The organism is Pseudolysinimonas kribbensis, from assembly GCF_030161895.1.
GTDB classification, from domain to species: Bacteria; Actinomycetota; Actinomycetes; order Actinomycetales; family Microbacteriaceae; genus Pseudolysinimonas; species Pseudolysinimonas kribbensis.
The window spans coordinates 3,055,126-3,076,653 of record NZ_BSVB01000001.1; the positions used below are offsets into that span (position 1 = coordinate 3,055,126).

At 67.1% G+C, this 21,528-nt stretch carries 18 protein-coding genes; 8 read left to right on the forward strand and 10 right to left on the reverse strand.

The features are described from left to right. Positions 1-6 precede the first annotated feature (6 nt). Entirely contained in the window at positions 7-435 is a 429-nt protein-coding gene (locus QQK35_RS16860; protein WP_284255173.1) for a MarR family winged helix-turn-helix transcriptional regulator, read from the reverse strand. Between the two features lie 82 nt (positions 436-517). Between QQK35_RS16860 and QQK35_RS16865 the strand changes: the two genes are divergently transcribed. Beyond that, entirely contained in the window at positions 518-1,426 is a 909-nt protein-coding gene (locus tag QQK35_RS16865; RefSeq protein ID WP_284255174.1) for an alpha/beta hydrolase, read from the forward strand. Positions 1,427-1,449: 23 nt separating this feature from the next. Here QQK35_RS16865 and QQK35_RS16870 read toward each other — a convergent pair whose 3' ends face one another. The 4 genes from QQK35_RS16870 to QQK35_RS16885 form a co-directional block, all read right to left on the reverse strand. Then, positions 1,450-4,017 carry a TM0106 family RecB-like putative nuclease gene (locus tag QQK35_RS16870; protein WP_284255175.1) on the reverse strand — a complete coding sequence of 856 codons (2,568 nt, stop codon included), beginning with the start codon at positions 4,015-4,017 and terminating at the stop codon, positions 1,450-1,452. Between the two features lie 999 nt (positions 4,018-5,016). Beyond that, positions 5,017-5,292, reverse strand: a complete 276-nt coding sequence (locus QQK35_RS16875) for a HigA family addiction module antitoxin (protein WP_284255176.1) — start codon at positions 5,290-5,292, stop codon at positions 5,017-5,019. A gap of 9 nt (positions 5,293-5,301) precedes the next feature. Beyond that, complete coding sequence (locus QQK35_RS16880; protein ID WP_284255745.1) at positions 5,302-5,415, reverse strand: type II toxin-antitoxin system RelE/ParE family toxin; 114 nt, start codon at positions 5,413-5,415, stop codon at positions 5,302-5,304. Beyond that, positions 5,412-5,579, reverse strand: coding sequence for a type II toxin-antitoxin system RelE/ParE family toxin (locus tag QQK35_RS16885; RefSeq protein ID WP_284255178.1), 168 nt, complete (start codon positions 5,577-5,579; stop codon positions 5,412-5,414). Before QQK35_RS16885 ends, QQK35_RS16880 begins: the two co-directional genes overlap by 4 nt. A gap of 136 nt (positions 5,580-5,715) precedes the next feature. Here QQK35_RS16885 and QQK35_RS20000 point away from each other — a divergent pair, with 136 nt between their 5' ends. From QQK35_RS20000 to QQK35_RS16900, 4 genes are all read left to right on the forward strand, one after another. Continuing rightward, positions 5,716-6,945: a type I restriction-modification system subunit M gene (locus QQK35_RS20000; protein ID WP_348534970.1), complete on the forward strand. Its 1,230-nt coding sequence runs from the start codon at positions 5,716-5,718 to the stop codon at positions 6,943-6,945. Further along, positions 6,843-7,640: an N-6 DNA methylase gene (locus QQK35_RS20005; RefSeq protein ID WP_348535020.1), complete on the forward strand. Its 798-nt coding sequence runs from the start codon at positions 6,843-6,845 to the stop codon at positions 7,638-7,640. Before QQK35_RS20000 ends, QQK35_RS20005 begins: the two co-directional genes overlap by 103 nt. A gap of 107 nt (positions 7,641-7,747) precedes the next feature. Then, positions 7,748-8,884: a restriction endonuclease subunit S domain-containing protein gene (locus tag QQK35_RS16895; RefSeq protein WP_284255180.1), complete on the forward strand. Its 1,137-nt coding sequence runs from the start codon at positions 7,748-7,750 to the stop codon at positions 8,882-8,884. Continuing rightward, on the forward strand, positions 8,885-11,953 hold the full coding sequence (locus QQK35_RS16900) for a type I restriction endonuclease subunit R (RefSeq protein ID WP_284255181.1): 3,069 nt from the start codon (positions 8,885-8,887) through the stop codon (positions 11,951-11,953). It begins immediately after the preceding gene. On the opposite strand, the gene QQK35_RS16905 is transcribed toward QQK35_RS16900, so the two are convergent. The 5 genes from QQK35_RS16905 to QQK35_RS16925 all read right to left on the reverse strand — a co-directional run bounded on the left by QQK35_RS16905 (position 11,950) and on the right by QQK35_RS16925 (position 19,144). After that, positions 11,950-15,030 (reverse strand): helicase-related protein, encoded by a 3,081-nt coding sequence (locus QQK35_RS16905; RefSeq protein ID WP_284255183.1) that lies wholly within the window; start codon positions 15,028-15,030, stop codon positions 11,950-11,952. The two genes, QQK35_RS16900 and QQK35_RS16905, sit on opposite strands and share 4 nt — an antisense overlap. A gap of 153 nt (positions 15,031-15,183) precedes the next feature. Continuing rightward, positions 15,184-15,987 (reverse strand): phospholipase D family protein, encoded by an 804-nt coding sequence (locus QQK35_RS16910; protein ID WP_284255184.1) that lies wholly within the window; start codon positions 15,985-15,987, stop codon positions 15,184-15,186. Positions 15,988-15,989: 2 nt separating this feature from the next. After that, positions 15,990-16,754: a hypothetical protein gene (locus tag QQK35_RS16915; RefSeq protein WP_284255185.1), complete on the reverse strand. Its 765-nt coding sequence runs from the start codon at positions 16,752-16,754 to the stop codon at positions 15,990-15,992. After that, the gene (locus QQK35_RS16920) at positions 16,747-17,940 is read right to left on the reverse strand and encodes a DUF6361 family protein (protein WP_284255187.1); all 1,194 of its coding nucleotides are present in this window, start codon (positions 17,938-17,940) and stop codon (positions 16,747-16,749) included. The genes QQK35_RS16915 and QQK35_RS16920 overlap by 8 nt, the downstream gene beginning before the upstream one ends. 172 nt (positions 17,941-18,112) lie before the next feature. Then, positions 18,113-19,144, reverse strand: a complete 1,032-nt coding sequence (locus QQK35_RS16925; RefSeq protein ID WP_284255188.1) for a GmrSD restriction endonuclease domain-containing protein — start codon at positions 19,142-19,144, stop codon at positions 18,113-18,115. 175 nt (positions 19,145-19,319) lie between these two features. Here QQK35_RS16925 and QQK35_RS16930 point away from each other — a divergent pair, with 175 nt between their 5' ends. Genes QQK35_RS16930 through QQK35_RS16940 form a run of 3 tightly spaced genes read left to right on the forward strand, consistent with a single transcriptional unit; the run spans position 19,320 to position 21,504 of the window. Beyond that, positions 19,320-20,198, forward strand: coding sequence for a vWA domain-containing protein (locus tag QQK35_RS16930; RefSeq protein WP_284255190.1), 879 nt, complete (start codon positions 19,320-19,322; stop codon positions 20,196-20,198). Further along, positions 20,195-20,875, forward strand: a complete 681-nt coding sequence (locus tag QQK35_RS16935; RefSeq protein WP_284255191.1) for a hypothetical protein — start codon at positions 20,195-20,197, stop codon at positions 20,873-20,875. Before QQK35_RS16930 ends, QQK35_RS16935 begins: the two co-directional genes overlap by 4 nt. After that, entirely contained in the window at positions 20,779-21,504 is a 726-nt protein-coding gene (locus QQK35_RS16940; RefSeq protein ID WP_284255192.1) for a hypothetical protein, read from the forward strand. Before QQK35_RS16935 ends, QQK35_RS16940 begins: the two co-directional genes overlap by 97 nt. Positions 21,505-21,528 lie beyond the last annotated feature (24 nt).

Below are 21,528 nucleotides of genomic sequence, written 5' to 3' on the forward strand. Positions count from 1 at the left end.
GGCGTCTCAGCGGGCGATGACGCCTCTGAGCTTCTCGAGCGCGCCCGCGAGGTGGGTGAGCTCCGTCGCGGACAGCGGCTCCCCGATGAGACGGGCGAGCGCGCGATCGAAGACGGGCTCGGCCTTGCGGAACGCGGCCACGCCATCCGGGGTCAGCTCGACGATGGACGAGCGCCGGTCGTCGGGGTGAGGCCGCCGGATGCTGTACCCGGCCTTCTCGAGCCGGTCGACCGCCTGGCTCGTGCCGCCGACGGTGATCGCGAGCGCCTCCGCGATGTCGTACACCCGACACTGCGGGGTCGAGTCGATGATCCACATGAGGTTGAAGGTCGACAGCGTCAGTCCGCTCTCCGTCTCGAGAGCCGTGTCGATCGCGCCCCACAGCATCGTCTCGAACCGGATCAGGTCGTCGAACACCTTGCGCAGGCCCTCCATCGGCGCCCTCCCTCTCTCACGCCCCAAACTACCTCAGGAGCAACTAAGTCATCGCTAACTAAATTAGTGCTAATGTATCGCCATGACATCCGATCAGCGTGACCTCGTCCACCGCATCCTCCGCGACGCCCCCTTCGACCTCGGGGGTGACGTCACGGTCCAGCGACCGCTCCTCGAGCAGATGCTCACCGCGCAGCCGCTTCCGGATGACGTACGCATGACCCCGGGCGAGCTCGGTGGTGTGCCGGTCACCTTCATCGACCTCGACGGCGTCACCCCGCGCGGCACGATCTTCCACATCCACGGCGGCGGCTTCGCCGTCGGGTCCGCGCGGGGCTCGGTCGGGCTCGCCTCCAGCCTGGCGAGAAGGACCGGCATGCGCGCCGTCTCGGTCGACTACCGTCTGGCGCCGGAGCACCCGTACCCCGCGGCGCTGAACGACGTGACCGCCGCGTACCGGGCACTGCTCGACGAGGCCGACCCGGCCGAGGTGATCGTGTCGGGCGAGTCCGCCGGCGGCAACCTCGCGGTCGAACTGCTGGTGGCCGGCAAGGCGTCCGCGCTCCGGATGCCTGCCGCCGCGGTGGTGTTCTCGCCGATGACCGACCTCACGGCCTCCGGTGACAGCTTCACGACGAAGGCGGACGCCGACCCGAACATCACGCTCGACGCCATCCGCACCCGTGCGGGCGACTACCTCTCGGGGTCGGGCACGTCGGCCGCCGACCCGCTGGTGAGCCCGATCTTCGCGGACCTCACCGGCCTTCCGCCGCTGCTGATCCAGGTGGGCTCCCACGAAGTGCTTCTGGCCGACGCCACCCGCCTGGCCGCGAAGGCGGCCGACGACGACGTGCCGGTGATCCTCGACGTGACCCCCGGCGTTCCGCACGTGTTCCAGGCGTTCGCGGCGATCCTCGACGAGGGCGACGCAGCGCTGGACCGCGCGGCAGGGTTCGTCGACGCGCACCTCAGGGTCGGGGCAGCGGTCTGACGGCGGAGTCCCTCGGCGACGCATCAGCGAGCCGGATGAAACCGCTGAGCGCCGCGAGCCCTCCGGCCGGTGGGGCAGGTAATCGCGCAGCGCGGGGAGTGCACGAGGTAGGCGGCCCACTTCGCGCGTGAGATCGCGACGTTGAGGCGGTTGCGCAGCAGCAGGAAGTCGATGCCGCGCGGCACGTCGAGTGCCGACGACGCGGTCATCGACACGATGGCGACCGGCGCCTCCTGGCCCTGGAATTTGTCGACCGTGCCGACGCGGGTCGCCGTGAAGCCGGCGGCGTCGAGGGCGCCGCGCAGCAGCGCCACCTGCGCGTTGTAGGGGGCGACCACGATGACGTCGTCGGCGTCGAGCTGCGTGTCGCTCCGGCCGGCGCCAGGGTCCGACCACCCTCGCCCGACCAGGGAGCGCAGCAGGTCGACGATCGCGGCGGCCTCCTCGGGTGACTCGACCGAGCGATCCGCGCTCGGCACGGCGACGGGATGCAGTCCGGGCTCCACGCCATCCAGCCGGCGCAGCGCGGTCGAGGGATGCGCACCGAGCCGGCCCTCGTACGACAGCGACGACACGGCCGCGCACAGCGCCGGATGCATGCGCCGCGACTCGGCGAGGAAGTAGCCGAGCTCGTCGGGCAGCACGTCGTGTCCGTCGGAGAGCCACCCGAGCGCGGACGTCTGGATCGGCTCCGGATGCACGCCCTGACTCACCTGCGGCAGCTGCTGCGGGTCGCCGAGCAGCAGCAGTCGCCGCGCGCCCATCGCCACCGCGATCGTGTTGGCGAGCGAGTACTGGCCGGCCTCGTCAATCACGAGCAGGTCGAGCGCGCCGCGGCCGACCTTGTTCGGGTTCGCGAAGTCCCACGCGGTGCCGCCGAGCACGACGCCTGTGGCGGCGAGGAATGGCGGGATGTCGTCGTTGCTCGCCAGCCGCGTCCACGGCACCGCGCGCTGCTCCTCGCCGCGACCCGGCTTCTTGCCGACGCGGCCTCGCGGCACGCCGTTCGCGAGAACCTGCCGCAGCAGATTCTCGACGACGGCGTGCGACTGCGCGGCCACCCCGATGCGCCAGCCGCGGCGCGCGAGCGCGGCGATGACGGCGGCGCCGACATAGGTCTTGCCCGACCCGGGCGGCCCCTGCACCGCGAGGTAGGAGTCCGACATCGCGATCAGCGACGCGACGATGTCGGCGACCGCGTCGCCGGTGCGCGCGAGACCGCCGTCGATGCGCGGCGGACGGCGGCGCAGGATGTCGAGCGCGGCCCCGTCGGGCGGGCCCGGCAGCGCCGCCGCGAGGGCCTCGCCCCACTCGAGGATCGCCTCGCGCTGCGCGGCTGTGCGGATCGGCGGCTTCGGCGTGAGCGCCATCGGCAGTTGGGGCCACGGCGCCGGACCGCGTTCCTCGAGGGTCACCACGGTGTCCGCCTCGGCCCGCGCGCTGACGCCGATCGACAGCACCCTCGTGCGGGAGTGCTCGCCGCGCTGGCCGGGCAGCGTCATCCCGCACCCCTCGGGTGCCGGGTCGGTGTACATGACGAACGGGTCGTCGCTCTCGCCGAGCCCGCTGCCCGGCGTCAGGCGCCCCGCCAGGGTGACGGTGCGTCGCCAGAGCGACTGGCGCCCGGCGGGCGGCTCCCAGTCGGTGGCGACGCGCGCGTCGTGCACCACGAGCACGTCGCGCTGATCCTCCCAGGTCTCGACCGGCGCGATCTCGCGGTTGAAGTGCTCCCACCAGTACGACTTGTCCTCGCGGCGGTGGTACTCGATCGCGGCGGCCGCGAGGGCGAGCGCGGTCTGGTCGGCGTCGCGATCGGGGGCCGCGACGCCGTCGAGCGGCGCGAGCAGCGCCGCGGTCGCGGCGTCCTCGCGGCGGGCGAGTTCGGCATCCCGTCGGCTCTCGGCCGGATCGATCGCGGGACGCCGCGACACCCCGTGCGCGTCGGCCAGTCCCAGCAGCCAGTCGCGCAGTCGCAGGGTCGAGACGCAGTCGTAGCGGTTGTAGTCGGCGATCTCGGCGAGCAGGCGCTGCGCCTCCTCGGTGCGGCCGGCATCCCGGGCCTGGCAGTAGTCGACGTACTGCTGCACCGAGTCGGCGGCGTTGGTCACGTCGCCGGTGCGCAGCTCGTCGCCCATGTAGAGCTGTTCGACCTTCTTGAGGCTGTACGAGTTCGCGGAGATCCGGATGCTGCGCTTGACGATCGGGTACAGGTCGACGAACACGCCCGCCTCGAGCAGTTCGTCGAGGATCTGCTCGCCGACGCCGTGCCGGGCGCACAGCTGCTGCAGGTGGCTGCGCTCGTAGTCGGCGTAGTGGTAGATGTGCATGCCCGGATGTCGGCGGCGCCGGTCGCGCACGTATGTCAGGAAGTCGATGGTGGCGCGCTTCTCCTCCGCGCGGTCGTGCGCCCAGAACGGCCGGAAGTGCTCGCGCTCGCCGCCCTCGTGCTCGATGACGCCGAACAGGTACTCCAGGTTCCAGCTGGTCGGCCCGCCGCCGCCGTCGGTCCAGAGCGGGTCGCCCTCGAAGTCGAAGAAGATGTCGCCCGTGTGGGGTTCGGGCAGGGCGGCGAGGCCGGTGGCGTCGTGCACGCGCGAGGTGATCGCGCTCCTTCGCCGGCGACCTGCATCCGGGCCTGATCGCGCAGTGCCGCGAGCGCTCCCGCGCCGATGCCCGCGACCGGCTCGTCGGTGGCGGCGAGCTGGTCGATGGTCCGGATGCCGGCCTCCGCGAGCCGGATCCGCTGCGTCGACCGCATCCCCGCCACGAGCAGCACGTCGCGGGTCGCCTCGACCTGCGCGGCGCACTCCGCGCAGCGCCCGCACACCGCGTAGCCGGGCTCCTCCCACGCGATGGCCTCGGCTGCGGCGACCCGCTCGGCGATCATCCAGCGCAGCCGCGCCCAGCGGTCCGCGAACACCGGCGCGATGTCGGTGAGCCGGTGCGTCGAGGTGCTGCCGTCCCCGAGCAGCAGGTGCACGCGCGGTCCGGTCGGGATGCCGAGCCGCTCCAGCTGGTCGGCGTACGCCGCGAGCTGCAGCAGCGCGGTGATCTTCGCCCGCCGGGCGAGCTTGGTGTCGTAGACCTCGTAGGCACCGTCGTCGGTGCGGACGAGGAAGTCGGCGAACCCGACGAACTCGTCGGTCGCGAAGGCGGCCTGGTAGACGACCCCGGCCCCGTCGCGCAGGGCGGCGAGGGTCTGCGTGTGTGCACCGGCCAGTGCGTCGTCGTCGCGCGCCGAGACCGACTCCAGCACGGCGACGCCGCCGGGCGTGCCGGGGAGTGCTCACCGAGCTCGTCGAGGTAGCGCTGCAGCACCCGCAGCTCGTGCTCGCCACCGAGCAGACCCGCGCGCACGCGCATCGGGTCATCCGGATCCTCGACGGCGATGATGCGCCCGAGCTTCGCGTCGAGCCGCCGCATGAGCGCCCACTCGCACTCCGCGGCGGCGCTCATGTCGCTGGCGCTGCTGATCACGACGCGGTCGCGCTCGCGGATGAACATGGGACTCGGCTCCTTCGGCGCCTCCGGGTGGAGAGCGTGTCAGTCTCCCACCGGCCACCGACACGAGAAGGCCCGCCTCCTCCCGGTTACGCAGCGACCAGCCGCGTCACCTTTCGCGGACGCCGAGTGTGCGCGAGGTCGTAGTTCGTCTGGGCGTCCAGCCAGAACCGTGCCGTCGAGATCCCGGCAGCTTCGAGCCGCATCGCCAGATTCGCGCTCACGCTCGCCCGCCCGTTCAGCACCCGCGACAGCGTCACCCGAGACACTCCGAGGGCCTCGGCGGCCTCGGTCACGGTGACGCCGAGATCGGGCAGCACGTCCTCTCGGAGGATCACTCCGGGATGGCTCGGATTGTGCATCATCGTTTCCTCCTAGTGATAGTCGAGGTAGTCGACGAGGATCACGTCGGTTCCGTCGAACCGAAACGTGACTCTCCAGTTTCCATTGACCCTGATCGACCAGGTCCCGGCTTCGCGGCCTTTCAGCTCGTGGAGCCGGTAAGCGGGGAGGTCAAGATCTTCCGGGCGTGCGCCGCGTCGAGCGCGGTGAGGATTCGAGTCAGCTTCGCGACGTGGTCGGCCTGGACGCCTCGCTTGCTTCCCGTGGTGTAGAGGGCTTCCAGTCCCTTGTGGTGGAAGCTCTTGATCATGCTCCAGCGTATCGCGTAACGCTACACGATACAATCTGTTCCGCGTTCTTCGGGTGGCTGACCCCGCCTGAACCGCCCGGATGAATAGGCTCTGAACGAGCGCCACAACGGGTGGCGCGTCGTGGGGATGTACTGCATGTCGCAACAGAACAACGCCGCTTTCGTCTGGTCGATCGCCGACCTGCTGCGCGGGCCGTACAAGCCGCACCAGTACGGCAGCGTCATCTTGCCGTTCACGATTCTGCGGCGCCTCGACTGCGTGCTCGAGCCGAGCAAGCAGGCGGTGCTCGACGAGGCGGGCAAGCGCGGCGACGGGCCCGGGGCATCCGTGTTCCTGACGAAAGCGGCAGGCCAGAACTTCTACAACACCAGCAAGTTCACGCTGAAGAGCCTGCTGGGCGACGCGGCCGGCATCCGGGCGAACCTGCTCGACTACGTGCACGGTTTCAGCGAGAACGTGCGCGACATCTTCGACAAGTTCGAGTTCGAGAAGCAATTGCAGAAGCTGGATGGCGAGAACCTGCTCTACCTGCTCACCCAGCGTTTCGCCGCGGTCGACTTGCACCCGAGTGCGATCTCGAACATCGAGATGGGCCTGATGTTCGAAGAGCTGATCCGCAAGTTCGCCGAGAGTTCGAACGAGACGGCGGGCGAGCATTTCACGCCGCGCGAGGTGATCCGTCTGATGGTGAGCGTTCTGCTCGAGCCCGACACAGAGGCGCTCAACGAGCCGGGCGTCGTGCGATCCATCTACGACCCCACGGCGGGCACGGGCGGCATGCTCTCGACCGCCGACGAATACCTGCACGGCCAGAACCCCCAAGCCCGACTCGTGATGTTCGGGCAAGAGATCAACGGCGAGTCGTACGCCATCTGCAAGGCCGATCTGGTGATCAAGGGTCAGGACATCAACAACATCGTGCTCGGCGACACCCTCACCGACGATGGTTTCAGCGGCCAGACCTTCGACTACTGCCTCTCGAACCCACCCTTCGGCGTCGACTGGAACAAGCAGAAGCCGGCCGTGCTGAAAGAGCACGACGAGCAGGGTTTCAACGGTCGTTTCGGCCCCGGCCTGCCGAGGGTCTCTGACGGCTCGCTGCTGTTTCTGCTGCACCTAGTGAAGAAGCTGCGTCCGAAGGCAAAGGGCGGCGGCCGAGCGGGCATCGTGCTCAACGGCTCCCCCTGTTCACCGGAGCTGCCGGGTCGGGTGAGTCAGAGATCCGCCGTTACCTGCTTGAGAACGACCTGCTCGAGGCGATCATCGCCCTGCCTACCGACATGTTCTACAACACCGGCATCGCCACCTACGTCTGGATCATCGACAACGACAAGCGCCCAGAACGTCGCGGCGTGGTGCAGCTGATCGACGGCACGGGCTTCTCGCACAAGATGCGCAAGTCCCTGGGCTCGAAGCGCAAAGAGCTCGGCACCGACGACATCGAGACCATCGTGGAGCTCTACGGCAGCCTCAACCAGTCCGACGTCTCGAAGACGTTCAAGAACGACGATTTCGGCTACCGCACCATCACCGTCGAGCGCCCGCTGCGCCTGAACTGGGCGCTCACCCCCGAGCGCTGGGCGACCGCTCTGACCGCGAAGCCCCTCTCGTCCCTAGCTGGTCGAGTAGCGCCACGGGCGCGTATCGAGACCACCACAGATCTCGGGGCTTTCACCAAGCAACTGAAACAGGCCCTAATGGATGCCGACCTCACCCTGACCGCCGCCCAACTGAAATCCCTGCTGTCGGCCCTCTCAGAACGCGACGACACCGCGCCCGTCATCACCAATGCCAAGGGCGCCCCCGAGCCGGACCCCGAACTCCGCGACACCGAGAACGTGCCCCTCGGCGAGGGCATCCACGACTACTTCGCCCGCGAGGTGCTCCCGCACGCCCCGGACGCCTGGATCGACGAGTCGAAAACCAGGATCGGCTACGAGATCCCCTTCACCCGACACTTCTACAAGTACGTGCCCCCGCGCCCCCTCGAAGAGATCGATGCCGACCTGGAGCGCCTCGTGCGCGAGATCAGCGAACTGCTGCGAGAGGTGGAGGCGTGAGAGCGAAATACGTCGCACCCATCTCCCGTGACACGGTTGACCCCACCTCCATAAGCGGAGAAGTAATCCACTATTCTATCCCAGCGCTCGAAGCGACCGGGAGTCCGGTGCGCGAGCTGGCATCTGAGATCGAGAGCGGCAAACTCGTGGTGCGCGCAGGCGACATTTTGGTGTCCAAGCTGAATCCGCGAAAGTCCCGCGTCCATATAGTTCCGTCGGATGGCGACGTGCCGACGATTTCGTCCAGCGAGTTTGTAGTATTCCGCCCCCGATTGGTTCATGGGCCCTACCTGGCGTACGCGATGTCGTCGGCGCAGTCGACCCAGTGGTTTTCAGCGAACACTAGATCGGTCACCAGAAGCCATCAGCGCGTGGAGCCTTCCGTCGTCGGGGACCTTGAGGTCCCCGACCTAACTCTCGATGTTCAGCGCCAGATAGCCGACTACCTGGACGCGCAGACGGCGAAGATCGACGCGCTGATCGGCAAGCAGGAGCAACTCATCCAAACGCTTGCGGAGCGTCGCCAAGCCGTCATCTCCCACGCCGTCACGAAGGGCCTCGACCCGAACGCCCCGATGAAGGATTCGGGCGTCGTGTGGCTCGGCGCAGTGCCTAGGTCCTGGAGGTTGAGTTCGCTAAAGCGACTCATTCGATCTCAAGCATCCGGCACGAGCGTAAATGCGATGGACGTGCCTGCAGAAGGTGACGAGGTCGGAGTGCTCAAGACCAGTAGCGTCTCAACCGGGGTCTTTGTCCCTAGTGAGAACAAGACAGTGATCGAAGCTGACATATCCAGAGTCACCACTCCGGTCGAGAGCGGCTCAATATTAGTGAACCGTGCCAACTCCCCGGAGCGTGTCGGTGCTGCAGCGCTGGTACGGGAATCCGCCCCCAACCTCTACCTCTCCGACAAGATCTGGCAACTCAGTTTCGAGCGTGCGGATGCGGGTTGGCTTTATTGGTGGCTCCAGACTGCGACGTACCGGGATCAGGTTTCTTCGCTGCGAGTAGGCACCAGTTCCAGCATGCAGAACTTGTCTTATGAGGACTTTCGTGAGATCAGAATCGCAGTGGCGCCTCAAGCTGAGCAGAGGCGCATTGCTTACTATCTCGACCACGAAACATCCAAAATCGACGCGCTCTCGGCGAAGGCGCGCGAGATGATCGACGTGCTCAAGGAGCGGCGGCAGGCGCTGATCAGCGCGGCGGTGACCGGAAAGATCGACGTGAGAGGGCTCGCGTAGATGGGCAAGCAGCACGAGTTCTGGTTCGAGGACGAGCTCTGCGAATACCTCGAGCAGCATGGCTGGCTCTACTCCCACGACGACACTGGTTACGACAAGCAGCGGGCGCTGTATCCGGATGACGTGTTCGCCTGGTTGGACGAAACCCAACCGGAGGCGCTCACCGAGCGGCTGCCGGCATCCGGTGATCAAAAGCAGGCGCAGGCGCAACTGCTCGGCCGGTTGGTGCAGGCACTCGACAAGCCGTTCGCTCAGGGCGGCGGAACGCTCAACGTGCTGCGGCGCGGGTTCACCGATGTCTCCACCCATTTCGACATGTGCCAGTTCAAGCCGGCGCAGCAGCTGAACCCGGCGAGCCTGGAACGCTACGCGAAGGTGCGGCTGCGGGTGATGCGGCAGGTGTTCTACTCCGCCTCGAACCAGAAGAGTCTCGACCTGGTGTTCTTCGTCAACGGGCTGCCGGTGGCGACGATGGAGGTCAAGACCGACTTCACGCAATCCGTGCAGGATGCGGTCATCCAGTACCGCAAAGATCGCACGCCGCGCGACCCGGTCACCAAGAAAACCGAGCCGTTGCTCGCGTTCGGCAAGCGGGCGCTGGTGCACTTTGCGGCATCCAACTCGGAAGTGTGGATGACGACCCGCCTCGCCGGCGCCGAAACCGTCTTTCTGCCGTTCAACATGGGCAACGACGGCGGCAAAGGCAACCCGCCCAACCCGAACGGATCGCCGACCTCGTACCTGTGGGAGCGGGTGCTGCAGCGGGATGCCTGGCTCGGCATCATCGGCAGCTTTCTGCACGCGTCGTCGCGCAAAGAGACCGACCCGGTCACGGGCGAAGTCACCGTGCAGGAGTCGCTGCTGTTCCCGCGCTTTCACCAGTGGGAATCGGTCACCCAGCTCGTGGCGGCGGCCCGGGTCGAGGGGCCCGGGCACACCTACCTGATTCAGCACTCGGCCGGATCGGGCAAGACCAACTCGATCGCCTGGACCGCTCACCAGCTCAGCACGCTGCACGACGACACCGGCAAGAAGGTGTTCGACTCGGTGATCGTGGTCACCGACCGCACCGTGCTCGACGACCAGCTGCAGGATGCCATCTACCAGATCGACCACAAGTCCGGCGTGGTCGTGCCGATCACCCGCGGCACGGGCGACTCGAAATCTGCGCAGCTGAAGGCCGCGCTGGCCGAGGGTCGGCAGATCATCATCGTGACGATTCAGACCTTCCCGTTCGCGCTTAGCGAGATTCGGAAATCGGGCGCGCTGGTCGGACGCAGCTTCGCGATCATCGCGGATGAGGCGCACTCCTCGCAGACCGGCACCACCTCGGCGAAGCTCAAGCAGGTGCTGTCGCCCGACGAGCTGGCGTCGTTGGAAGATGGCGGCGAGATCGACATCGAGGCGATCCTCGCCGCCGAGATGGCAGAGAAGGCCGACGCAAAGAATGTCAGCTATTTCGCATACACCGCCACCCCGAAGGCGAAGACGCTCGAGCTGTTCGGGCGACCCGGGTCGGATGGGCTGCCGAAGCCGTTCCACCTCTACACGATGCAGCAGGCGATCGAAGAGCGGTTCATCCTCGATGTGCTGCAGAACTACACGCCATACAAGCTCGCGTTCAAGCTCAACACCGGGGTGGAGTACGACAGCGACGACCCGATCGTCAACCGGTCGGAGGCATCCAAAGCGCTGATGCGGTGGGTGCGGCTGCACGAATACAACATCGCGCAGAAGGTGGCGCTGATCGTCGAGCACTACCGCGACAACGTCGCCTGGCGGCTGAACGGGCAGGCAAAGGCGATGGTGGTCACGGCCAGCCGTGTCGAGGCGGTGCGGTACAAGCTCGCGTTCGACAAGTACATCGCGGCGAAGAAGTATGTGGGGCTGCATGCCCTGGTGGCGTTCTCGGGCGATGTGACCGACCCCCAGTCGGGGCCGGGCCCGTTCAACGAGACCTCGATGAACCCCGGGCTGCGCGGGCGTCGTCTGCCTGCGGCGTTCGCGTCTGACGACTACCAGGTGATGATCGTCGCCAACAAGTTCCAGACCGGATTCGACCAGCCGCTGCTCGTGGCGATGTACGTCGACAAGAAGCTCTCGGGCGTGACCACCGTGCAGACTCTGTCGCGCCTGAACCGGGTCGCGACCGGCAAGGATCAGACCTTCGTGCTCGACTTCGTCAACGATCCGGCGCTCATCCTTGCCGACTTCCAGCCCTACTACCGGGTCGCGACGCTGGCCGAGGTGTCGGACCCGAACGTGATCCACGACCTGCGCAACAAGCTCGACCAGGCGCTCATCTACGAAGAGTCGGAGGTGGAGGGCGCGGCCGCAGCGTTCGTGCGCGAAGAAGACAACAGCATCCTCACCAAATGGATGACGCCGGCCAAGCAGCGCTTCGCCGGCCAGTACACGGCGGCGGTCGAGGCGGGCGACGCTTCGCGCATCGAGCAACTGGACCTGTTTCGCCGCGACCTGAACAGCTACATCCGCGCATACGACTTTCTCGGGCAGCTGATCGACTACCACGACACAGGGCTGGAGAAGCGGTCGATCTTCTACCGGCTGCTGGCGCCGCTGATCAGTGACGGCATCGTGAACACCTCGATCGACCTCGACGGCGTGGCCCTGACGCACTACAACCTGCGGCCCGAGGAGGCAGAAGACCTGCAACTGTCGGGCGAGGGTGAGCCGCTGGCCGCCTTCACGGCGGCGGGTTCGGGATCGGCCCGTGACCCGGAGTTCGTGCGGCTGGGCGAACTCATCGACACGATGAACACGCTCTTCGAAGGTGACGGCCTGACCGACGCCGACATGGTCGGATTCTCGGGCTACCTGGGCGGCAAGTTCGACGAGAGCTCGACGCTGCGCGAGCAGGCACGGGTGAATACGTTCGAGCAGTTCATCGCGAGCCCCGACCTGTCGACGGCGTTCTTGGACGCCGTCATTGATTCGGACGCCAATTTCAGCAGCATGAGTGCTCAGGTGTTGGGCAGCGCGGCGGTCCAGAAAGGCATCCTCGCTCTGCTGGCGCGGGACTTTTACGAGCGGCACGGCCGAGGCTAGGTATCGCGAACAGGCGGGCGCAAGTCGATCGTAGGAGCGGACGCGCCATCCACTCCGCGCTGTTCGAGCAGGGCGATGAGATCCTCCTGCCGCGGCTGACCGAGGGTCAGTCGGTAGAGGGCAAGCGACTCGCGGAGGCGCTCCATGCGCGAGTACTCCCGGCTGAGCGGGTATTTCGCGATGATGCGTTCGATCGATGCGCCGCCCGGATAAACCCACCACGGCGCGAACTCGCCGTTTTCGCGTGCGGCCGGTGACCTGGTGGCGGCCGAGAACGCCGCGTTCCACGAATCGCGATGGTCTGAGGCGAGCACATCGGCCCAATGCGCTTTCGCGACGTTCTTACGGATCGCGTGACCGGCGAACCTGTTGACGCGGCCCTCGCGCTGCTCGAAGTCGACGGGGTTGGAGGGGTTCCAGTGCAGCACCGCGTGGCTCCACCAGTGGAAGTCGATGCCCTCCTGGCCGACGCTCGTGGAGACCAGCACGAACGGCGCGAACGGGCTGTTGAACGCTGCTCGGACCTCTCCCTGCCGCACGCCCGACTTCTCGTCGGTCTCCGCGTTCCGTCCGCCATAACGCAGCGCGAATCGCGTCGTGAACCGGATGACCTGACGCTCCGATGTCGTGTCGTGGGCGTCGTAGTTCACGGTGCGGAGCCGTAACGCGCTCCCGCACCTCTCGGCAATGACCTGAAGTGACGCGTCCTCGACCTCGTCGCGACCCATCTCGCTCTTCAGCTGGAAGACGTACTCATCTAGCACCGCCTGCAGATTCCCGTCGGCGCAGTACTTCAGCACCGCGTCCCAATAGGGCTGGTCCTGTCCGTAGATGCCAACGAGGAGCGCAATCGACTCCGTTCGGTTGAACAGCCGGCGCAGCGAGTTGGCCATCGAGAATGCGGCGGCCCAGAGCGCTGTGGGGGAGACGTCGGTGCCGGCCACCCGCGCAAGAGCCCGGTAGGCGATCACACCGGGAGCGTGAGCGGCGAGCCGGGCGAGATCGGGGTGTGACCTCACCTGCGAGGCACCGGCCATCCGTTCGAGTGCGCTCTCGATGTGACGGATCAGGCCAACCTCAGCGTCGTCGCCGGCACCGATCGCATCGGCGACGAGAGCTCGAGGGTCTCCGCCGACTGGAAACGCGGCGGGGTGAGAGAAGAAGGCATCCCACGGTTGCGAAGCTTCGGCGCCCGCGAGAAGTGTCGCAGCACGGGTTTCCAGCTCAGATGCGCTCACGGTTCTTCCGGCGTCCCGTGCGGCGGCAAGAGGGTCGCCGATGGCTGCGAGACCCGGATGCGGCCAGAACAGCGACAGGGTCGAAAGGGCGCCGACCTCTCCCGCGGTGACGGGGTAGACGAGGCGTTCACTCACCGCCTGACGCGCGGCGGGTGTGTTCTCGCTGAAGAGGCCCGCCGACTCCCGGGCCACCTGGCTCTCAGCCCAGTACGACAGCAATGAGGCAACAGACGTCGGAACGCCCGACCAGGCCGAGAACACGACGCGCTTGGTCACATCACGAAGCGACTCGTAGATGGGACCGGGTTGGAGGTACGGCATGGACGGTGGCATCCAGAGCATTCGCCACCATCCGCGACCGACCGTCTCCTTGGCCAGCGCGCGCAGATAGCCGTTCCCCAAGTCCAACTCCCCGAAGCTCGCCACCGTGGTCTGGTCGAGGGAGCGAGCGCCGGCGAGCAGCTCCTCCGCTCGGATTCCCTCGGGCGTACCGAAGCGCTCACGCGTGCGTTCTCCCGGCTTGTACCCGTCCATGAAGTTCGCGAAGTACGGGATCGACTTCCAGTACTCGATGTCGATCGGCGCCTCGATCTCCGAGCCGAACGCCTGCAGGCGGGCGAATTCGATGAGATCTTCGACCGTCGGCGTCGAGACGTCCAAGTCACGTTCCCGAAACGAGTTCTGCACGAGGGGTCGCTCAGATCTGGACATCATCGGAAGCAGCGCACGCCGAGCCTCGCTGGCGGCGGCGTGAACATCACCGCCGGTCAGGAGCGCATTCCGGTACCCGTCGAGCGCCGAACGGACGTCGTCAACGGCCGACTCGTCGCGGCCGGCGAGGAATCGGATCGTCGCCAAGAAGTCGCGCCAGTGGTCGTCACCGCTCTCGTCGCCCCCGGTAAACGGCTTGTAAGGGGTGGCCGACAATAGCAGGACCCTCGCGTCCCGATGGTCGAAGAGCACTTGAGCAAGCTCCGCGGCCGGCCCGGTCTGCGGATCCAACAGATCGCGGAAGCGCTGGAACTCGTCGAGGATCACGAGGTCTGGCTCCAGCGTGTCCACGCTCGCCTGCGCCAGGGTTTGTCGCATGCTTGCGGTCAGGTCGAGCATCTGTTCGCGGATTTCGTCCGACACGCGACGTTTGCCGCGCATCCCGTCTCGAAGTTCCTGAAAGCGCGGGAGCAGATCGTCTCTCGCCAGCCTCTCGAAGCCGGCGAGGATCGCCTCGTCGATCTCGCCGCCGAGTTCTGCCTGGAGGCGTTCGACCGTCCAAACGAAGCTCTCCAGCGTGCGCACGGGTCGCTGCAACAGCATGCGTGTCGCGCGTGCCTCCGGCTTGCCTCCGGGGAGGAGCCGGTCGAGGATCAGTGCGATCAGGGCGCGCTCCTCGCGGTTGCCGGTGCGCCACCCTCCTCCAGTCTCAAACGACGTGGCGGGCGTGAACGACACGAGGTTGACCTTCTTGCCGGTGCCCGTGTGCGGTGCCCGGAGCCTCCGCGCGTCGCGCGCGAGCATGGTGAGACGAGTTGACGTGGGCAGGGTGGAGTCTTTGGTGACGTTCAGGCGCCGCAAGTTCTGCGACGCGAGGTCACTGTTCGAGCACACGTAGACGATGTCGATTCGGTCGATGTCGTCGACGGTCTCCAAGTGCTCGATCGCGCGAGCGATCACGCCCCGCGCGACGATGCTCTTGCCGAGTCCGGTCTCGTCGGCGATCAGATACCGGCGAGCGCCTTCACCGTCGGGCGCGCGGTAGAACCGGTCGATGACGTGCTCGACGGCGTCGCGCTGGAAGCCCTTCAGCCCCGACAGCACCTCCGCCACATCGACGTCAACCATTCGATACCCCGGCGCGTGCTTTGTACGCGGCCCAGACCACGCGCCACAGCTCGGCGAAGCCGTCGGGAAGCGCCTCCTGCTTGTGCTCGCTGACGTATCTCACGATGCGTTGGACATCCGGAAGCGCAGAGTGCTCAGAGGCGACGGCCCGTGTCAATGCCTCGAACAGGCCCGAGCCATCCGCGCCGGCACCCAGACGGCTCCAGCCGACGCCGCCCCCGGGGCGTCGATCGAGACGCCCGCGAGCTCGAGCATCAGCATGAGGAGGCGGAGGAGCGCGCCGGGGGTGCTGAGGTGTCGGGCAAGCACGGCTTCGCGACGATCGTCGGGGTCGCCCTCGAGAGAGGCGAGCACCACGGTCGTCCGGCGGACGTCGCCCTGGCGCGCCGTGACGATGACGTACGGCGTCACGTCGGCGAGTTCCAGCCTCGTTACGACGCTCGGCTGTTCCGGGCTACCGGGGAGACCCGGAATGACGGTGGCCGGCCTCGTCAAGAGGTGCCACGACACGTCGATCTCGTCGGGCATCTTGGGCGGTGCCTCGGTCCAGACTTCGACGGAGTACGCATCGCCGGCGCGCACTCGAGCGTGGAACGGGATCGTGGCGACTCGTCGCAGTGCGCCCTCGAGTCGGAGGGCGACCTGGTCATCGGCGGTGTCGTCGGGGGCGGTTCGGATGTGAGGCGTGATGAGCGAACCCAGGGCTGTCCGCGTCGCTTCGACACCGAGCCTGTTGAGGTTGCCGGTCAATTCGACGAGCACCTCGACGTTCTGACGCAGGGCAGCGTCGGTCGCGTTGAGCGAACCCATGAACACGTGGGCGCCATCCCAGCGATCGAAGACGAACACCTTCGCGTGCAACCCGTGCAGCGCCTCTGCCTGGGCGGGCTGGTCGTCGAGCGGATCCGCCGCCTCGTCGAGCACCCAGGTCTCGAGCTTCGGCTGTTCGGTCAGCACGTTCAGTGTTTCGGCGCGTGAGACCAGATGGGAGTCGGTACGAGTACCGCGGCGAAGCTCGGCGAGGCCCGCGTCGGACACAAAGGGGAGATCAACAGCGCACGCTTGCCGCTCACGTCGAGCTCGGGTCGCCGGCCGTTGCCCCAGACGTGGAAGGCGACATCTTTGACATCATCGGGCATCTCCCACTCGATGGTTTCCCATTGAGTGGCGAGCGCTTCGATGCGGGCGAGCCGCGTCGAGGTGAGTGGGATCACCGCAAGGTCGGGCATGGCACGGAGCAAGCGGGACAGCGGCAGATTTCGCGTACGCGCCTCCCCGCCGCCTCCGGCAACCCCGTCGAGTGTGACGACCGTGTCCCAGCTGCGATCGGCGGTGAGGTTGCGGCTCGAGCACACGAATCGGTACGCGCGCTCCTCCCCGCGTGAGTACTCCAGGAACCAGATCTTGGGATGGAAGATCCCCGTTCGCACTCCGACCGGATGCACCATCGGTTCGAGGAACGCCACGAGGTCGGTCGCCGGTGTGGCGATCGACACCTGCCCTGCTTGGGCGAAGATGTCGATCCTGGATGCCGCGCGGCGGACCGCGTCGAGAACCCCGATCGGATCGTCGACGGCGAGTCGTTGTGCGGCGAATGCCAACGGGATGGCGAGTGCAGAGTCGAGGCTCAGCGTGAAGGTCGTGCCGACGGCGTGCTCAAGGGCGAAGCCGGCAGGAGGTCGCAGCTGGTCGGTAAGCGTCGCGCGGGACTGCGGCTCAAGCATCCGACTCGAGCCCATCGTGGATGTCGATCAGGATGCGTCGCACCTGCGGCCACCGGAACACGAGCGCTCCGGCACCGGAGCTGCCCTGCCACAGCGCGAGGCGCTCGCGGTTGCCGAGACGCGCCTGCCCCGAGCCCTTGTGCGCACGCTCGCGCTCGCGGATGAACGTGCGAGCATCGGCGTCGTCCGCGGTTCCGCGCAAACCTTGACTGCGTACGAGCTGCGCCCATTCGTCGACGAATCGCCGGGTGCGTGGCACGACGTGCACGTGGGCGGCTCCCGCCATCCAGTTCCACAGCTCGTCGACGCGCCAGTCGGCGATGCGCGCCGCCGCGGCTTGCTCTTCCCAACTGAGCAAAGCGGCGCGGTAGTCGTCAACCGCGCCAGTCACCGACGTGAATCCGGCCGCCTCATACTCTTCGGCGAGCAGCAGGTTGTAGAGGAGCGCGGCGCCGTGCATCGTGGTCGAAAACGCGCGCGCCTGGTGGAGCAGCGCAGTGGGTTCACCCGTGACGCGGAGAGCGGCCTCGTCGAACCACGGGGCTGAGCTCGCGGAGTCCGGACGCTGTTCGGCGAGGTGGGACATCAAGGTTCCGGGCGCTCGTTCGAGGATGCGGTCCCGCAGCCAGCCTGCTTCGTCGCGGGTGAGCCGAAATCCACGGGTCAGGTTGGTCGGGAAGCCTTCCGGCATGGCAGGAAGGGTGCTCGACCAAGGCGAGGTGGTCGTCGCGGTGTCGTCGTCGCCGACCGCCTGATCCGAGCGCCACTCGAGAGCTTCATCGCGGCTGGCCACTCCATCTCGGGTGACCCCGTAGGCGCGGATAGTTGTCCAGTAGACGACCGACGGTAGCGTCTTGAGCGCCGTTCCACGCTGGAGTCCGAGCAGGCCGGCGAAGTCATCCGAGTCGCGCAGCTCATCGATGAGGCGCCGCTCGAACTTGTCCGCAGCCGTCGCGGGATCAACCTTGCCGGCGGCGAGCTGAAAGCACCAGGGGACGAAGAGCAGATAGCGCGCGCGGGTCAGCAGCGTCGACGTGCCGGGGAACAGCCCATCCGAGATGGCATCGCGGATCTGGCCGAGCCCGAGTTCATCCCTGCTCTCGCGGTCCGTGAAGAAGTGCACGATCTCGCGCATTCGCCGCTGCTCCTCCGACGAAGCGTCCAGCCACGCGATGAGCGACGACACCCGACGAATGCTATCGGCGCGTCTGATCTGGCGGGTTGCCTCGGCCAACTCGCGACCCGTCACCGAGCGCATCGTGGCGTTGCGGCAATCACCGCGAGGGCCAACACGGCGTCAGTCGTTCTATGACGCTCCTCGCGCGTCGTGGCAACGAGCGCTCCAATGGGAACCGCGCCTACCCCTCGCAGGCGATCCCGTCGTCGTCGCGATCGAGCTCGGCGCGATATCCGGGCGCACCTCGCGCAATCCGGCTGACGCCCGCTGCGTAGGCGGCGGAGCAGTTGTCGTAGTAGGGAGCCGTTCCGGTGCCGCCGCCGACGAGTCCCCGCACGTTGGTCGGCGATGCGGTCGGGGTGGGCGTCCTCGAGGTGACCGACGTGCCCAGCGACGAGCGGTACGCAGGCTGGTCGGGGCACGACCGGAGCACGGCGGCCAGGGCGTTGTGCTCAGCCCTGGTCACCCATAGGCCATACGCGTATTTCACGCTGATCTGCCGCGCCGCGTACTCGCAGTGGATCGCCGCGAACGGCGGCAGCCAGGAGGCGGCGTCGGCGGCGCTCTTCTGCTGGTTGGTGCGGTCGCTCACCGCGAGAAGGTTGGTCGGGTCGTTCGCCAAGCGCTGGCGCTGGTCCTGGCTGAGCTCCTGCGCACCGGTCGTCCAGGCGTCCAGCAGTGCCACCATGTGGTCGATCTGCACGAACGCTGACGTGTCATTGCCGCGGGTGAACGTCATCGGCTTGCCCGTGTACGGGTCGATGAACGCACCCGACATCACCTTGCACGCGTTCAGCACGATGTCCTTCAGGTCGCGCTTCAGGATGTCGTCGCGGGTGTCGCATCCGTTGCCGTCGACATCCATCCAGGCCTCGCCGAACTTCTGGGTGCGCTGGTAGCCGGCGCCGGAGTCGAGGCTGCGCACCGGCAGAAGGGCGAGCACCTGGACGGCGGTCTTGCCCAAACGAGGCGGCTCGACGATGGAGAGACCGGATGGCGTGGGCGCGGGGGATGGCGAGGAATCGGTTGGGTCGGTGCCTGAGCCGGAGGTGCCCGGAGCTGCCGGAACCTGGGCGCCAGGGCTGCCGACCGCGGAGGCGCTGGGCTGCGCCGTACTGACGCAGACCCAGATAAGCAGGGCCGCGATGACGGCGGCGAACACGCCGAACCAGCCGCGCGCGGAGAGGGTCCAGAGCCCGCCTCCCCGGTTCATCGTCGCCTCCGCTCCGCTTGCTTCGTTTCATGGCAAAGGTATAGCGTCTCGCCAGCCCGTGTTTCCCGAGTAGCGCTCGTCGCTACGACATGGGCGCATACACCGAGTGGTGGAACCCGTGAGTGGAGTGCCCGCCGTCGGCGCCCGCTTGATACGGGCCGTCGGCGTTGTTGTGGTGGCGTTCGGACTGATCGCCTCCAGCGTCGCGGTGCCCGCCAATGCGACCGCGTTGTCTCCGCATCCGGCTCTCGGGGCGGCGGGATCGGTCGCGAACAAGGCGGCGAAGATCTGCTCGAGCGTCCCCGCGACGGTGTCCAAGTCGCACGAGATCGACGTCGTGCTCGACGACTCCGGATCGATGTTCATCGCACCGAGCCCGCAGCGGTGGTCGTACGTCAAATACGCGCTCATGGTGTTCGCCGCGATGCTCGGCCCCACCGACGAGATGAAGGTGTTGCTTCTGTCGCAGAAGGGCGCCGTCGCCAAGACGATCCAGGGCACCAAGTCGGGGCCGAGCCAGGCGAACGTCGACGCGATCAATGCGATCCAGATGCACGGCGGCGGGACGCCGTGGGATGCCGTGCCGGCGGCTCGCGACGACCTCGCCCGGAGCAAGGCCCAGAGTCGCTGGCTCGTGCTGCTCTCGGACGGGGCCTTCGACCATCACACGGCGACCAGCGGAGAATTCTCGAATTGGTCGAAGTCGCTCGGCACGGCAGGCCACACCTTCGACGTCGGGTATCTCGGGGCCGGAGCCGGGGCGCCGACGCTCGCCTCGGCACCGGGGTTCCACCCGGCGAAGGCGTCGGACAACATCAGCGAGATCCTCGGCAAGACCGCAGACCTCGCGAACCAGATCTTCGGTCGCGCCCAGCTCAAACCGATGGGCGGAAGCGGCACGACGATCGATCCGGACATCGAACTCGAGACCGTGCTGGTGCTCGCGCAGGGGAATGCCAAGATTGGCACTCCGGAAAGCGGCAAGGACCAGGATCAGCCACTCGATCTGCTCGCCGAGCCCGTGACGATCCCGCAGCCGTCCAACCCCCGGTGAGCGCCGACAACGCGACCGTCACTGCGAAGCCGGCCGCCGGCCTGACGGGTCAGGTCGCGACCGTCGGGAAGGTTCCCGCCGATCAGACGTACTTCGACGTCGGCGGCGCCTCGCAGACGACGTTCTACTACATACCCCGCGTGCAGTTTGGCGTCAGCTGGATCGACCCGTCGACCAATAAGCCGATCCCGAAGGGCAAGGCCATCGTCGCGGGCAAGTACAAGATCGAGTACGGCTTCATGGACGCCGACTGCAACATCATTCCCGAGGAGCACACCGATCTCCTGGGCCGTCATGCGGTTCACGCCAGCATGAGCGAGGACGGCGACGTGATTCAGCCCACGCTCGACAGCGGAGCGGAGTACGAACTCTCGGCGGGTGACACGACGGTCACCGTCGACGGAACGTACCTCGGCGACGTTGCCGCCCACGCGGAGATCAAGCAGCACATCTACCCGGCGCCGGAGCAAGGCACCATCGCGATCGACGCCCGCAAGCTGACGGTCAGTTCCCTCGGGTCGGGTGCCAAGATCACCGCCACCTATTCGCATGCGGGAGGCAAGGCGGTCACGCCGCAGGAATGGGCCGCGATCGACCCGAAGTCCTTCCAGGTGCACGCGACCCCCGCGGCCGGCATCCGGTGGACCGTCAAGAAGGGCGCGACCCCGGAGCGCTGACCCTCACGCCGGTCCCGTCGAATGGCGACACGTACTCGGTGAACACCTCACAGCCCGTGCATCTGAGCCTCGTCGCCGACTACACGTACGACGAAGGTGTCAAGCGGGCCACCGGAACGGCCGACGTGCGGCTGGTCGACGATCTCTCGCTCTGGGACCGGATGCTGCACTGGCTTTCCCAGGACGGCTGGAAGTGGATCCTCATCGGGCTCGGCCTGATCATCCTGGCCGGCTACATCTTCAAGAAGCGCTTCTCGCGCCGGTTCAAGTCGTCTCCGCACATCAACGCGCGCCCGAGAACGTTCGGGATGCCGTCCGGCCAGAGCCGCGGAGAGTTCAAGAAGAGCCTCGGTCATCGGCTGCTGCCGTTTGTCGCCGATCGCGCGACGTTCCGCTACGCGCCGGGAACCGCCGGATTCCCTCGGCTCAAGCTCAAGGCCGTCGGCCGGGGCGCCGGGGAGGTCACCAACTGGAAGGCTCTGGCGAGTGCCCACCGCCCCGAGAAATCCGTCGAGGTCAACGGCACGCGCTTCGACAAGGACATGACCCGTTCGCCGCGCCTCGGCGCAGGCAGCCTCATCACCGCACAGACCACGGACATGAAGTACGAATGCGCGCCGAACGCGTGATGCGCGAGGCCCAATGAAAGAGGA

Bases quoted from the DNA above. Each gene is read 5' to 3' on its own strand.
- QQK35_RS16900 (WP_284255181.1), top strand. From the start codon at position 8,885: ATGGGCAAGCAGCACGAGTTCTGGTTCGAGGACGAGCTCTGCGAATAC.
- QQK35_RS16865 (WP_284255174.1), top strand. From the start codon at position 518: ATGACATCCGATCAGCGTGACCTCGTCCACCGCATCCTCCGCGACGCC.
- QQK35_RS16940 (WP_284255192.1), top strand. From the start codon at position 20,779: ATGGGCCGCGATCGACCCGAAGTCCTTCCAGGTGCACGCGACCCCCGC.
- QQK35_RS16860 (WP_284255173.1), bottom strand. From the start codon at position 435: ATGGAGGGCCTGCGCAAGGTGTTCGACGACCTGATCCGGTTCGAGACG.
- QQK35_RS16875 (WP_284255176.1), bottom strand. From the start codon at position 5,292: ATGATGCACAATCCGAGCCATCCCGGAGTGATCCTCCGAGAGGACGTG.
- QQK35_RS16885 (WP_284255178.1), bottom strand. From the start codon at position 5,579: ATGATCAAGAGCTTCCACCACAAGGGACTGGAAGCCCTCTACACCACG.
- QQK35_RS16905 (WP_284255183.1), bottom strand. From the start codon at position 15,030: ATGGTTGACGTCGATGTGGCGGAGGTGCTGTCGGGGCTGAAGGGCTTC.
- QQK35_RS20000 (WP_348534970.1), top strand. From the start codon at position 5,716: ATGTCGCAACAGAACAACGCCGCTTTCGTCTGGTCGATCGCCGACCTG.
- QQK35_RS16925 (WP_284255188.1), bottom strand. From the start codon at position 19,144: ATGAACCGGGGAGGCGGGCTCTGGACCCTCTCCGCGCGCGGCTGGTTC.
- QQK35_RS16915 (WP_284255185.1), bottom strand. From the start codon at position 16,754: ATGCTTGAGCCGCAGTCCCGCGCGACGCTTACCGACCAGCTGCGACCT.